This window comes from Rhodococcus sp. FH8 (assembly GCF_019266085.1).
GTDB lineage: Bacteria > Actinomycetota > Actinomycetes > Mycobacteriales > Mycobacteriaceae > Rhodococcus_F > Rhodococcus_F qingshengii.
The window spans coordinates 33,964-47,561 of sequence record NZ_LPNQ01000078.1 but is presented as its reverse complement, the minus strand read 5'-3'; the positions used below and the strand labels follow the sequence as shown (position 1 = coordinate 47,561).

12 protein-coding genes are annotated in these 13,598 nt (G+C 63.1%); 10 read left to right on the top strand and 2 right to left on the bottom strand.

Annotation, left to right across the window (positions count from 1 at the left end; genetic code table 11):
• Positions 1-13: 13 nt before the first annotated feature.
• The gene (locus ATN38_RS24025; protein ID WP_218748807.1) at positions 14-808 is read right to left on the bottom strand and encodes an enoyl-CoA hydratase-related protein; all 795 of its coding nucleotides are present in this window, start codon (positions 806-808) and stop codon (positions 14-16) included.
• Positions 809-939: 131 nt separating this feature from the next.
• The gene (gene rpmB / locus ATN38_RS24020) at positions 940-1,131 is read right to left on the bottom strand and encodes a 50S ribosomal protein L28 (RefSeq protein ID WP_003942669.1); all 192 of its coding nucleotides are present in this window, start codon (positions 1,129-1,131) and stop codon (positions 940-942) included.
• Between the two features lie 333 nt (positions 1,132-1,464).
• Here rpmB and ATN38_RS24015 point away from each other — a divergent pair, with 333 nt between their 5' ends.
• The 10 genes from ATN38_RS24015 to mutM all read left to right on the top strand — a co-directional run bounded on the left by ATN38_RS24015 (position 1,465) and on the right by mutM (position 13,587).
• Positions 1,465-3,174, top strand: coding sequence for a DAK2 domain-containing protein (locus ATN38_RS24015; RefSeq protein WP_054187765.1), 1,710 nt, complete (start codon positions 1,465-1,467; stop codon positions 3,172-3,174).
• 73 nt (positions 3,175-3,247) lie between these two features.
• A complete protein-coding gene (gene recG / locus ATN38_RS24010) occupies positions 3,248-5,509 on the top strand; it encodes an ATP-dependent DNA helicase RecG (protein WP_065352920.1) in 2,262 nt (753 codons plus the stop codon).
• A gap of 120 nt (positions 5,510-5,629) precedes the next feature.
• Positions 5,630-9,034 (top strand): pyruvate carboxylase, encoded by a 3,405-nt coding sequence (locus ATN38_RS24005; RefSeq protein WP_003942675.1) that lies wholly within the window; start codon positions 5,630-5,632, stop codon positions 9,032-9,034.
• Positions 9,031-9,597 (top strand): 16S rRNA (guanine(966)-N(2))-methyltransferase RsmD, encoded by a 567-nt coding sequence (gene rsmD, locus ATN38_RS24000; RefSeq protein ID WP_003942746.1) that lies wholly within the window; start codon positions 9,031-9,033, stop codon positions 9,595-9,597. Before ATN38_RS24005 ends, rsmD begins: the two co-directional genes overlap by 4 nt.
• Positions 9,594-10,088 (top strand): pantetheine-phosphate adenylyltransferase, encoded by a 495-nt coding sequence (gene coaD, locus ATN38_RS23995; RefSeq protein ID WP_003942776.1) that lies wholly within the window; start codon positions 9,594-9,596, stop codon positions 10,086-10,088. Before rsmD ends, coaD begins: the two co-directional genes overlap by 4 nt.
• Positions 10,089-10,219: 131 nt before the next feature.
• Positions 10,220-10,981, top strand: coding sequence for a DivIVA domain-containing protein (locus ATN38_RS23990; RefSeq protein WP_003942696.1), 762 nt, complete (start codon positions 10,220-10,222; stop codon positions 10,979-10,981).
• Positions 10,982-11,170: 189 nt separating this feature from the next.
• Positions 11,171-11,731 carry a DUF177 domain-containing protein gene (locus ATN38_RS23985; protein ID WP_007729319.1) on the top strand — a complete coding sequence of 187 codons (561 nt, stop codon included), beginning with the start codon at positions 11,171-11,173 and terminating at the stop codon, positions 11,729-11,731.
• Positions 11,732-11,733: 2 nt separating this feature from the next.
• Positions 11,734-11,916 carry a 50S ribosomal protein L32 gene (gene rpmF / locus ATN38_RS23980; protein ID WP_007729318.1) on the top strand — a complete coding sequence of 61 codons (183 nt, stop codon included), beginning with the start codon at positions 11,734-11,736 and terminating at the stop codon, positions 11,914-11,916.
• Between the two features lie 19 nt (positions 11,917-11,935).
• Entirely contained in the window at positions 11,936-12,709 is a 774-nt protein-coding gene (gene rnc / locus ATN38_RS23975) for a ribonuclease III (protein WP_003942759.1), read from the top strand.
• Positions 12,710-12,717: 8 nt separating this feature from the next.
• Complete coding sequence (gene mutM / locus ATN38_RS23970; protein ID WP_003942752.1) at positions 12,718-13,587, top strand: bifunctional DNA-formamidopyrimidine glycosylase/DNA-(apurinic or apyrimidinic site) lyase; 870 nt, start codon at positions 12,718-12,720, stop codon at positions 13,585-13,587.
• Positions 13,588-13,598: the final 11 nt, after the last annotated feature.

Below are 13,598 nucleotides of genomic sequence, written 5' to 3'. Positions count from 1 at the left end.
GCATGCCAGCTGACTAGGCCTGCTTTGCGGAAGTGAAATCGGGCCGACGCTTGTCGACGAACGCGTCGACGCCCTCGCGTCCGATCGGGCTGTTCGCTGCGATGGCGATGGACGCGGCTTCGGCGTCGAGTTGCTCGGCGAGCGAGTTCGTCCGCGACGAACGCAGCAGTGCTTTGATTCCCGAGTACGACGTACTCGGTCCGTTGGCCAGAGCGCGGGCGAGGCGAGCTGCCTCTTCTTGGACCTCGTCGTCACCGACGAGTCGGGTGAGGATCCCCAGGCGGACGGCTTCGTCGCCACCGATCACCGAATCGTTGAGAAGAATCTCGCGAGCGCGTGCCACGCCGACGATGCGTGGAAGCGTCCACGACATTCCGCCGTCCGGGGTGAAACCGATGGAGGGGTACGCGGGGCGAAGCTTGGTGCCGGTGCCGCCGATTGCGACGTCGGCGAGGCAGACCAGGCTCATTCCGGCGCCGGCAGCCCATCCGTGGACCCCGGCCACCACTGGAGCGCTCGCAGCGTCGAGCGCGCGAACGAACACGTGGAAGACGCGGGCAACCTCGGCCACGTACTCGCTGCGGTCAGGGGCTGCGGCGAACGCACGGACGTTGCCGCCGGCACAGAAGTTTGCGCCTTCGCCGACCAGAAGGATGCTCCCGATGTCGTTTCCGACTGTCTCGAGCGCCTGCGCGCCCTGAACCAGTCCTTCGTCGTCGAGGGAGGTGCCGTTGGCGGCGGTGGAAATGGTGATGCGGAGTACGCCCTCGTCGAGGGTCACTTTGCTCAGGTCATCGATGGAAGTCACTCAACGCACATTACGGGTGTCCGACAGCCATACGAAACACGGGGACACATAGATACAGCCACATAGATACAGCTCTGCCCCCGTCACCGAAGTGACGGGGGCAGAGCCTGCAATAGTTTGTGCTCGGGCAATCAGCCCCGAGCGACCTTGCCTGCCTTCAGGCAGGAGGTGCACACGTTGACCTTACGGGTGTTACCCGGGGCAACCTCGGTACGAACAGACTGAATGTTCGGGTTCCAGCGACGATTGGTACGCCGGTGCGAGTGCGAGACCGACTTACCGAAGCCGGGCCCCTTGGCGCATACGTCGCAGACGGCAGCCATAGTCGCGAACTCCTTGTTAGAAATGAATATTGAAGTGGTTACCCTACACGGTAGGGCAGCCAGAATTACAATCCGAATATACTCGACTTCGAACCGATCCTTGACCGCTCACTGTGCAGTCGAACGTGAAAACAGTCAATCAGCAACAAACAAAGTGCAGCATTATTTCGTGTAGCCCGTTCGAGGCAACCGTGTAAGAGTAACCGCTTCCGGCCCGAATGGCCAAACCGCCCGGTAATGACGGTTGCGCAGAAGCGTCGGACTACCCTCGACTGCACCGATCACCGATCTCTTTTTCATCGTCAGTCTTTCCATCGTCGAGGGGAACCGTCAGTGGGGGAAGTGCAACGCGTCGCCGAGGAAGCGGAATCCGTCGCGGACGGACATCTGCTGCGGCGCTGGGCCCGCCGGGCGGTCGACAGCCTCCAGAAACGTCGCGGTGAGATCAACAGCCTCAACGTCTTTCCCATCCCTGATTCGGATACCGGCACCAATCTGCTGTTCACGATGCGGGCTGCACTCGATTCCGCCGAGACGATCGAGGACGACGTCCGCAGTGCGGGCCGCGTCGCCAACGCTCTGGCTCGGGGCGCCGTGTCCGGTGCTCGCGGTAATTCCGGAGTGATCCTCTCCCAGGTGATCCGGGGCATCGCCGAGAGCGTTCAAGGTGAGCACATCGACGGCCGTAGCTTCGCGAACTCGCTGACCACGGCGACGACGCTGGCCTCTCGGGCTGTCTCCGATCTGGTGGAAGGCACCATCGTCACGGTATTGCGCGCATCGGGAGAAGCAGCGCAGGAGTGCGTCGACACCAGGACACCGAGCGGCGAGGATCTTGCATCCGTGGTTGCCGCCGCTGCCGACGCCGCTGCGGTCGCACTGAACAAGACGCCGGAGCAACTGGACGTTCTCGCGTCCGCCGGGGTGGTCGATGCCGGGGGATTCGGTCTGGTTCTGATCCTCGACGCTTTTGTCGAGGTGCTGACCGGGAAGCCGCAGGTTCGCGAAGATCTGGGGACGCCGGACCCGAGGTCGAGCGCAGTTGTCGACGTCAGCGCATTCGATCACGATTGGGCTCACAAGAGCCCGATCGAATGTGGTGATCACTCGGAACAGGATTTCGAGGTCATGTACCTCGTCGACGACTCCGACGACGATCGCATGACGGCGCTGCGCACGCGGCTGTCCGTCCTCGGAGATTCGACGGTCATCGTCAGCGACGGTTTCGGCGGCTGGTCGGTGCACGTGCATTGCTGCGATGCCGGTGCAGCCGTGGAAGCCGGCCTCGAGGCCGGGAAGGTTCACGGTATTCGCATCAGCAGTTTTCTCGTCGACGAACGCGACCAGTTGGTGGCACGGGCGGAGAGGCGATTCCCCGGGGCCGGCGCGCGCGGCGTACTGGCCGTCGTTGCCGGTGACAGCGCGGCGGCGTTGTTCGAGAGTGAGGGTGCGACGGTTCTTCGGTGCGACGATGCGCCGGTGACACGCGCACAACTGCTCGGCCGCATTCGTCAGATGGAACGCAGCGAAGTTCTGGTGCTTCCGAACGGAGCTTTGACCGCTCAGGAACTCGTCGCAGTCAGTGCCGCTGCACGCGATCCGCTTCACCAGGTTCTGCTGCTGTCGACGTCGTCGATGGTCCAGGGCCTGGCAGCACTTGCCGTTCACGACCCTCAGCGCAACGTCGCCGACGACGGCTTCACGATGTCCGAGGCGGCGGCCGCCACGCGCTGGGGATCGTTGCGGATCGCGGTCGAGCGTTCGCTGACCTACGTCGGGACATGTGATCCGGGTGACGCGATCGGTCTGATGGGGCACGAGGTGGTGCTCATCGGTCCCGACGTCGCGGAGTCGAGTGCGCGACTGGTCGACCTTGCGCTCGGATCCGGTGGCGAACTCGTGACCCTACTCATGGGCGCAGACGCGCCGGACGACCTGGCCGGGCAGCTCGAGGCGCACGTCATCGCGCACCACCCGGGCGTCGACGTGCTCGTCTATCAGGGTGATCAGCCGGGTGACCTGTTCCAGTTGGGTGTGGAGTGATCGAACCGGGTCTGTCGGTGACTGCTGATATACGAACACATGTGCTTACCGCGACACTGTGCTGGAGGAACTGATGGCGACGCTCGCCGACCCACTCGATCGGCTGCTGGGAAAGAAGACCGCGGACGCGCTCGACGAGGCATTCGAGATCCGCACCGTCGAGGACCTGCTGCGTCACTACCCACACCGGTACGCGTCGGCAGGCAAGGAACTTGCCGAGAAGGAGCCGCCCGAGGGTGAGCACATCACCATCATCGCGCGTGTGGCGTCGGCCGCCGTCGTGAAGATGAAGAACCGTCCGGGGCAGATGTTGCGAGTATCGCTGGCGACTGATTCGCAGACCGTGGACGTCACGTTCTTCAACCCGCAGAAGGTGCGGCACGTCATCAAGCCCGGCGTTCGGGCGATGTTCTCCGGGACGGTGAAGTACTTCCGCGGCAAGTGGTCTCTCACTCATCCGAGCTACCTGATTCTCCCGGAACCTCGTGTCGGCGAAGAGGATTCGGTAGTTCCGCTTGCGTCCATCAAGGGAGCCGGTGACCTTGCGGGCCTGGCTCGCGCAAATCAGGATCCCGGCGCCGAACTCGATCTGTCCGTCTTCGACCGCGCATTGATCCCGCTGTACCCGGCGACCCGCGAGGTCGAGAGCTGGACCATCATGCGGTGCGTGCGGCAAGTGCTCGACCAACTCGATCCGATCGAGGAGCCGTTGCCCGCCGAGACTCGGGCCGAGCACGGATTCATCGGTTTGGACGAGGCGCTGCGCACCGTTCACCTGCCAGATACCAAGGAAGACATCGAACGAGCACAGGATCGTCTGCGTTTCGACGAGGCGCTGTCTCTGCAGTTGGTCCTCGCGATGCGTCGTCACGACAATTCCGAGCGTGTGGCTCCGGCCTGCGCTCCGGTCGCCGGCGGGATCGCGGACCAGTTCGAGGAGATGCTCCCGTTCACTCTGACGGAGGGACAGCAAGCAGTTGCGGAGGAGATCTCCACCGACCTTGCCCGCCCACACCCGATGAGCCGCCTTCTTCAGGGCGAGGTCGGGTCAGGCAAGACGATCGTGGCTCTGCGCGCGATGCTGCAGGTCGTCGATGCGGGTTATCAGTGCGCGTTGCTCGCACCCACCGAGGTCCTGGCAAATCAGCACGCGCGATCACTGCGCAAGATGATGGGCTCGCTGGCTGCAGGTGGTGAACTCGGTTCTGCCGAACATTCCACCCGTATTGCCCTTCTTACCGGCTCGCTGCCAGTCGCTGCGAAGCGCGCAGCTCTGCTCGAAGCCGTGACCGGCGACGCCGGGATCGTCATCGGTACCCATGCGCTCATTCAGGACAACGTCGAGTTCTTCAACCTCGGCATGGTTGTCGTCGACGAGCAACACCGCTTCGGCGTCGAGCAACGTGATCAGTTGCGATCACGTGCCCGTGAAGGACTGAGTCCGCATCTGCTGGTGATGACGGCAACGCCGATTCCGCGAACCATCGCCATGACCGTGCTCGGCGACCTCGAGGTCTCGACCCTGCGAGAGCTTCCACGTGGGCGAACCCCGATCAAGAGCAGTGTCGTGCCCGCGAAGCAGAAGCCGCAATGGGTCGATCGCGCATGGGAACGAATCCGTGAGGACGTCGCCGACGGCCGTCAGGCGTATGTCGTGTGCTCGCGGATCGGTGACGGCGAGCAGGGTGCAGGCGAAGATCAGTTCACCGAGGAGAAGCAGCCCGAGACCAAGTCGGCGGTCGACGTCTTCGAAGAGCTGTCGAGTGGTCCGCTGGCCGATCTGCGAGTCGGGTTGCTGCACGGTCGACTGCCTTCCGACGAAAAGGACGTGGTGATGAGCGCGTTCAACGTCGGTGACATCGACGTCCTCGTCTGTACGACCGTTGTCGAAGTCGGTGTCGACGTTCCGAACGCGACGGTGATGGTGATCGTCGACGCCGAGCGGTTCGGCGTCAGTCAGCTCCATCAGTTGCGTGGCCGCGTCGGTCGAGGGAAACACCAGGGCCTGTGCATCCTCGTCACCGGAAGCAATCCCGGGGGGCCGGCGTACGAGCGGCTCTCGGCGGTGGCAGCGACCAACGACGGGTTCGAACTGGCTCAACTCGACCTCGCGACCAGACGTGAAGGAGACATCCTCGGTGCGGCGCAGTCGGGCACAACCTCGAATCTGCGGCTGCTTTCCCTCATGGCCCATGGAGACATCCTCGAGTCTGCCAGGGAGTTCGCTCAGGGAATCGTCGACTCCGATCCGGCGCTCGACGGTCATCCCGCCCTCGCGTCCATGGTGACCGCTGCCCTGGACTCCGACCGGATCGAGTACCTCGAGAAGTCGTGAAGGGTATGACGACAAGCTGAAATCGAATAGCACGAGGACCGCCGGGTTGGTTTCTCGATTCAGTCCGAAATATGAGACTCCGCATGTAGACGCAAGATGAAATCGGGGTAGTTTTCTCGAATGTTCTCCAAAGTGCTCGTCGCGAACCGCGGCGAAATTGCGATCCGTGCCTTCCGCGCCGCCTACGAACTAGGTGCCGGAACCGTCGCGGTGTTCCCGTACGAGGATCGGAATTCGATCCACCGTCTCAAGGCAGACGAGAGCTACCAGATCGGGGAGAAGGGTCACCCCGTTCGCGCGTATCTCTCGGTCGAGGAAATCGTCGCCGCAGCCAAGAGCGCCGGAGCCGACGCCATCTACCCCGGTTACGGTTTCCTCTCCGAGAACCCGGACTTGTCGGCGGCGTGTGCCGAGGCAGGCATCAAGTTCGTCGGCCCGTCCGCCGAGATCCTCGAGTTGACCGGAAACAAGGCTCGGGCCATCGCAGCGGCAAAGGCCGCCGGTCTCCCGGTGCTCGCGTCTTCGGAGCCGTCAGCGGACATCGACGAGTTGCTCGCAGCCGCCGAGGACATGACCTTCCCGCTCTTCGTCAAGGCTGTCGCAGGCGGCGGTGGGCGCGGAATGCGCCGTGTTGCGGAGCGCTCACAACTCAAGGAATCGATCGAAGCCGCAGCACGCGAAGCGGAATCGGCCTTCGGCGATTCGACGGTCTTCCTCGAGCAGGCCGTCATCGACCCCCGGCACATCGAAGTGCAGATCCTCGCCGACGAGCAGGGCAACGTCATCCACCTCTTCGAGCGTGACTGCTCGCTGCAACGTCGCCACCAGAAGGTGATCGAGCTAGCTCCGGCGCCCAATCTCTCGGAAGAGTTGCGCGCCAAGATCTGTGCCGACGCCGTCGCCTTCGCGAAGGAGATCGGATACACGTGCGCGGGCACCGTCGAGTTCCTTCTCGACAAGCGCGGCAACCACGTCTTCATCGAGATGAACCCGCGAATTCAGGTCGAGCACACCGTCACCGAAGAAGTGACGGACGTGGACCTGGTCCAGTCGCAGCTCAAGATCGCGTCCGGTTCGACGCTTGCAGAACTTGGTCTGTCACAGGAGACGATCAAGCTTCGCGGCGCGGCGCTGCAGTGCCGCATCACGACCGAGGATCCGGCAAACGGATTCCGCCCGGACACCGGCCGTATCACCGCGTACCGCACCCCGGGCGGAGCCGGTATCCGCTTGGACGGTGGCGCCACACTCGGCGCCGAGGTCGGAGCGTACTTCGATTCCATGCTGGTCAAACTCACTTGTCGCGGTCGCGACCTCGAAGCCGCTGTGGCGCGAGCTCGCCGCGCGGTCACCGAGTTCCGCATTCGTGGCGTCTCGACCAACATTCCGTTCCTGCAGGCGGTTCTCGACGACCCGGACTTCCGTGCCGGACGTGTGACGACCTCCTTCATCGAGGAACGTCCTCAGTTGCTGACTCTGCGTTCTTCGGCAGACCGCGGCACGAAGATCCTGACCTACCTCGCGGATGTGACGGTCAACAAGCCTCACGGTGAGCGGCCCTCGGCGGTGTACCCGCAGGACAAGCTGCCCAAGATCGATCTTTCGACGCCTCCTCCTGCCGGTAGCCGTCAGCGCCTGCTCGAACTCGGACCCGAAGGTTTCGCGAAGGCACTGCGTGAGCAGAAGGCCGTCGGCGTCACCGACACCACCTTCCGTGACGCGCACCAGTCGTTGTTGGCCACGCGAGTTCGAACCAGCGGACTGCTCGGAGTTGCCGGGCACGTTGCGCGGTTGACGCCGGAACTGCTCTCGATCGAAGCCTGGGGCGGCGCGACCTACGATGTGGGACTTCGCTTCCTGCACGAGGATCCGTGGTACCGGCTTGCCGCACTGCGTGAGGCGATTCCCAACATCTGCCTCCAGATGCTTCTTCGCGGTCGAAACACGGTGGGCTACACGCCGTATCCCGAAAAGGTCACGCGCGCATTCGTTCAGGAAGCCACCGACACCGGCATCGACATCTTCCGAATCTTCGACGCGCTCAACAACGTCGACCAGATGCGCCCTGCCATCGACGCGGTGCGTGAGACCGGAACGGCCCTCGCCGAGGTGGCGTTGAGCTACACCGGCGATCTGTCGGATCCGAACGAAACGCTGTACACGCTCGACTACTACCTGAAGTTGGCCGAAGAGATCGTCGATGCGGGCGCTCACGTGCTCGCGATCAAGGACATGGCGGGCCTGCTGCGCGCTCCGGCGGCCACCAAGCTCGTGACGGCGCTACGCAGCAACTTCGATCTTCCGGTTCACGTCCACACGCATGACACCCCCGGTGGACAGTTGGCCACGTATTTCGCCGCGTGGCAGGCGGGCGCCGACGCAGTCGACGGTGCTTCGGCGGCACTGGCCGGAACCACCAGTCAGCCTGCGCTCTCGGCCATCGTTGCCGCCGCTGCGCACTCCGAGTTCGACACCGGACTGAACCTGCAGAACGTGTGCGACCTCGAACCGTACTGGGAGGCGCTGCGAAAGGTGTACGCGCCGTTCGAATCCGGACTGCCGGCGCCGACGGGACGTGTGTACACGCACGAGATTCCGGGCGGCCAGCTCTCCAATCTCCGGACCCAGGCCGTTGCTCTCGGTCTCGGCGACCGGTTCGAAGAGGTCGAAGCCAAGTACGCCGACGCGGACCGCATGCTCGGGCATCTCGTGAAGGTGACGCCGTCGTCGAAGGTCGTCGGCGACCTCGCCCTCCACCTTGTCGGCGCCGGCGTGCCTTCGGAGGAGTTTGCCGCAGATCCGGCGAAGTTCGACATTCCCGACTCCGTGGTGGGCTTCCTGCGCGGTGAACTCGGTACGCCTCCCGGTGGTTGGCCGGAACCGTTCCGCAGCAAGGCACTCGAAGGACGTGGCCAGGCCAAGCCCGAAGCGACGTTGTCCGCTGAGGACGAGGTGCTGCTCGAGGGCTCGTCGAAGGACCGTCAGGCGACGCTGAATCGTCTGCTGTTCCCCGGCCCGACAAAGGAATTCCTCGAACACCGCGAGAAGTACGGTGACACGTCGCGGCTTTCGGCGAACCAGTTCTTCTACGGTTTGCGGCGCGGCGACGAACACCGCGTCGAGTTGGCTCCCGGCGTTGAGCTGATCATCGGTCTCGAAGCGATCTCCGAGCCCGACGAGCGCGGCTACCGCACTGTCATGTGCATCCTGAACGGCCAATTGCGCCCGGTCTCGATCCGCGATCGCTCCATTGCCAGTGACGTACCGGTGGCGGAGAAGGCCGACAAGAACAACCCGGGCCACGTGGCTGCACCGTTCGCGGGCGTCGTGACGCTCGCGGTGAAGGAAGGCCAGAAGATCGAGGCCGGCGACACCGTGGCCACGATCGAAGCAATGAAGATGGAAGCGGCGATCACCTCGCCGCGCGCCGGCGTCGTCTCTCGGATCGCGATCAGCGCCGTCCAACAGGTCGAGGGCGGAGACCTGCTGGTAGTCGTCTCGACGGGGGAGAGCGCCGCAGAGTGACACGCATCATCTCGGGACTCGCGGGCGGTCGACGCCTGCGAGTCCCGCCGAGCGGCACCCGTCCGACGTCGGATCGGGTTCGTGAGGCGCTGTTCAGTGCTCTCGAAGCGCGCATCGATCTCGAAGGGTGCGCGGTTCTCGACCTCTTTGCGGGTTCGGGTGCTCTCGGCCTCGAGGCGCTCTCGCGGGGAGCCGAGCACGTTGTTCTCGTGGAATCGGATGCCAAGGCTGCTGCCGTCATCAAGGCGAACATCGGCACAGTCGCGTTGCCTGGGGCGACGGTTCGCGCCGCTCCGGTTGCGGCCGTGGTCTCGGGTCCGAGCGCGCGTGAATACGACATCGTGATCGCGGACCCACCGTATGCGGTAACCGACGAGGCCGTCGTGTCCATGCTCGCTGATCTGCAGGCCAACAAATGGGTGGGGGAGGGCACGATCGTGGTACTCGAACGATCGTCGCGCTCGCCGGAGACCGTGTGGCCTCAGGGCTACGAGCCGATCAAGGCCAAGAACTACGGTGAAGCCCGCATCGAGCTGGCCACCTGCTACGGTCTGGACTCATGACTGGCGCCGTCTGCCCCGGATCCTTCGACCCTGTGACCAACGGTCACCTCGACGTAATCGGAAGAGTTGCTGCGCAATTCGACGAGGTCGTGGTCACCGTGCTGATCAACAAGAGCAAGCGTGGCATGTTCACGATCGACGAGCGGATCGAGATGCTCGAAGACGCGACGAGTCACCTGCCCAACGTTCGCGTCACGTCGTGGCACGGATTGTTGGTCGACTACGCGAAACAAGAAGGCCTCAGCGCGATCGTCAAGGGTCTGCGCGGCGCGAACGACTTCGATTACGAGCTGCAGATGGCCCAGATGAATCAGAAGCTCACGGGCGTCGACACACTGTTCGTCGCCACGAATCCGACGTACAGCTACCTGTCGAGTTCTCTGGTGAAGGAAGTCGCGACTTTCGGCGGCGACGTCTCCGACATGTTGCCGGCCAAAGTGCATTCTCGGCTACTCGCACGTATCGCCGAGCGAGCAGCCGAAAACAGCTGATCCCCGACACACCGACCACGACGACACCCCGTTGGCCGTTCTTCCGGCAAACTTGGACAGGAACGGGCACAGGTCCGAGTGGACCGGTGACGATGTGGGCCGATTTCGGCCGGTAGAGATTGGGGTTGCTTGTGTACCGCGTATTCGAGGCACTGGACGAACTGGTCGCAATTGTCGAAGAGGCGCGCGGTGTTCCCATGACCGCAGGGTGTGTTGTGCCTCGCGGTGACGTACTCGAGCTACTCGACGACGTCCGGGACGCAATTCCGAGCGAGCTGGACGACGCTCAGGACGTCCTCGATCATCGCGACAAATTGGTCGGTGACGCGCGAGCAAACGCCGAGAAGACGGTCAGCAGCGCCAATGCCGAGGCAACCTCGACTGTGGAGAACGCACGCGACGACGCCGACCGGATTCTGTCCGATGCCAAGGCTCAGGCCGATCGCATGGTTGCCGAAGCGCGTGCGCACGCCGATCAGTTGGTCGAGGACGCCGAAGCAGAAGCGGAACGGACCGTCACCGACGGCCGTCGTGAGTACGAGGCCGTCACCGGACGGGCGCGTGCCGAGGCCGATCGGATGATCGAGTCCGGCCAGGCCTCGTACGAACATTCGGTGGCGGAGGGAACGGCGGAGCAGGCTCGTCTGGTGTCGCAGACCGAGGTTGTCCAGTCAGCTCACGCGGAATCCGCGCGAGTGATCGACGCCGCTCATGCCGAGTCCGACAGGATGCGTTCGGAGTGTGACCTGTACGTGGACACCAAGTTGGCCGAGTTCGAAGAGTTCCTCACCGGAACGGTTCGATCGGTCGGGCGTGGTCGTCAACAGCTTCGAACGGGTTCGGGGGTTCCCGACTACCAGGACGACGATCGTCGTTCCGAGCGGCGCCGATAGAGCAGACAAGTCAGTCGAGGGTGGGTCGTCCGATATGGGGCGGCCCACTTTTTCGTGGATCGAATTGGGATTTGCCTTGTAGCTGCCGTATTGTGGAGTGGTTGCCCATACCAGTTTCAACAGTTAGGTGAGTTCTCTTTGTCAACGCATCGTCGTAGTTCGTCGCATCAGTCAAGTGATGCGGGATTTTTGCTGGACACGGTCAAGCTCGGTCGTCGTCCAGGGTCGATGCGTACCGTCGAGAGAACAATTCAGTCCCCGAACCGTATCGGTCTCGATCTGATCGCGATCGAAGCGGGCGCGGACATAGATCTCGATCTTCGTCTCGAAGCAGTGTCCGAAGGCGTTCTCGTCACCGGAAACGTGCACGCACCCACCAAGGGTGAATGCTCGCGGTGCCTTGAACCTTTCACCGACACCGTGGACATCTATCTCACGGAGTTGTTCGCTTACCCGGACAGCACCACCGAGGAGACGACGGAAGAGGGAGAGGTCTACGCGGTCGAAGACGACGAAATCGACCTCGAACCGGTCATCGTCGATGCAGTCGGGCTGGCGCTTCCGCTCCAGCCTCTGTGCAGTGACGATTGCCTGGGATTGTGCTCAGAATGTGGCATTCGCCTGGCGATTGCGGAATCTGGGCATGGGCATGACATACTTGATCCTCGCTGGGCTGGTCTCGCGGCCAAATTTGGCGTGGAATCAAACACCAGCGAAAATCTTGTGATCACCGAAGCCGAGGAGAAGTAGAAGTGGCTGTCCCCAAGCGCAAAATGTCGCGATCCAACACGCGGTCGCGTCGTAGCCAGTGGAAGACCACTGTGCCCACCCTCGTTACCTGCCCCAACCGTGGCTGTGGCGAGCAGACCCTTCCCCACATCGCATGCCCGTCATGCGGTACTTACAAGGGCCGCCAGGTAACCGCTGCTGTCTAGTTCTCCCCGGAGAAAGACTATGACGAGCGAAAATACAGTTTCAGCCGCCGGCGGCGAGGGCAATCACGACAAGCTCCTCGCCGCTGTCGGCGTAGATATAGAGCCCGGTCTTCTGACCCTGGCTCTCACGCACCGCTCGTACGCGTACGAGAACGGCGGACTGCCCACGAACGAGCGCCTCGAGTTCCTCGGGGATTCCGTTCTCGGCGTCACGGTGACCGAAAATCTCTACCTGTCCCACCCGGACAAATCCGAAGGTGATCTGGCGAAGATCCGTGCCAGCGTGGTCAACATGCATGCACTCGCCGAGGTTGCCAGGACTCTGGGTGAAGGTGGACTCGGAGCACACCTGCTGCTGGGTAAGGGCGAGGAAATGACGGGCGGCCGTGACAAGCCGTCCATTCTCGCCGACGGTATGGAGTCGATTCTCGGCGCCATCCACCTGCAGCACGGCATCGAGACTGCGCGACGCGTCGTCCTCGATCTGTTCGACGATCTACTCACTCGCGCACCGCTTCTGGGCGCGGGTCTGGATTGGAAAACGAGTCTGCAGGAACTGACCGCAGAACACGGTGCCGGAGTTCCCGTTTACGAGATCACCGCCACCGGACCCGATCACGACAAGGAATTCACGGCCACCGTTCTCATCAGTGGCAAACCCTTGGGTGTCGGTGTCGGTCGTTCCAAGAAGGAAGCCGAGCAGAAGGCAGCAAGTTCGGCATGGAAGACGATGTCGGAGAATGCCGCTGCTACCGCAGTCGCTGCTGACGACACGCCTGATCTTGCCGGCTGAGTTCACTCTTGCCTGAGCTTCCCGAAGTCGAAGTCGTTCGCCGCGGCCTACAGTCCCATGCTGTAGGTGCGGCGATCGAGGCCGTCGAGGTACTCCATCCCCGCGCGATCAGGCGCCACATTCTCGGTTCCGAGGACTTGATCGGCCAACTCACCGGGCAGACCATCGCTTCGGCAGAGCGTCGCGGCAAGTACCTGTGGCTGGTTCTCGAGCCTGCCGGTGTCGGACTGGTGGTTCATCTCGGGATGAGCGGACAGATGCTGGTCCAACCCCCGACAGTCGACTGGGAAAAGCACCTACGCATTCGGTTGGCCCTCGATTCCGGGGCCGATCTTCGATTCGTCGATCAGCGGACCTTCGGTGGCTGGTCGATTTCACCCCTCGTCGAGGTCGACGGAACGATGCTGCCCGAGTCGGTGGCGCACATCGCTCGCGATCCCATGGATGCGGCGTTCGATCTCGAATCCGTCGTGAAAGTCCTGCGGGGCAAGCACACCGAGATCAAGCGCGCGATTCTCGACCAGACGGTGGTCTCCGGAATCGGAAACATCTACGCCGACGAATCATTGTGGCGCGCCAAGATTCACGGCAACCGAATCGCCGAAACGCTTACCAGGCCCAAACTTCGAGAACTGTTGACCGCGGCACACTCGGTGATGGGTGAAGCGCTCGATCAGGGCGGTACGTCCTTCGACGCGCTGTACGTGAACGTCAACGGGGAATCGGGCTACTTCGACCGGTCGCTGTCGGCGTACGGGCAGGAAAACCTCCCGTGCCCGCGATGCGGCGCGCCGATCAAGCGTGAGAAGTTCATGAATCGATCGTCGTTCAGTTGCCCGCGGTGCCAGCCGACCCCGAGGGCACGGCGAATCGCCTAGGTCTCCCACCC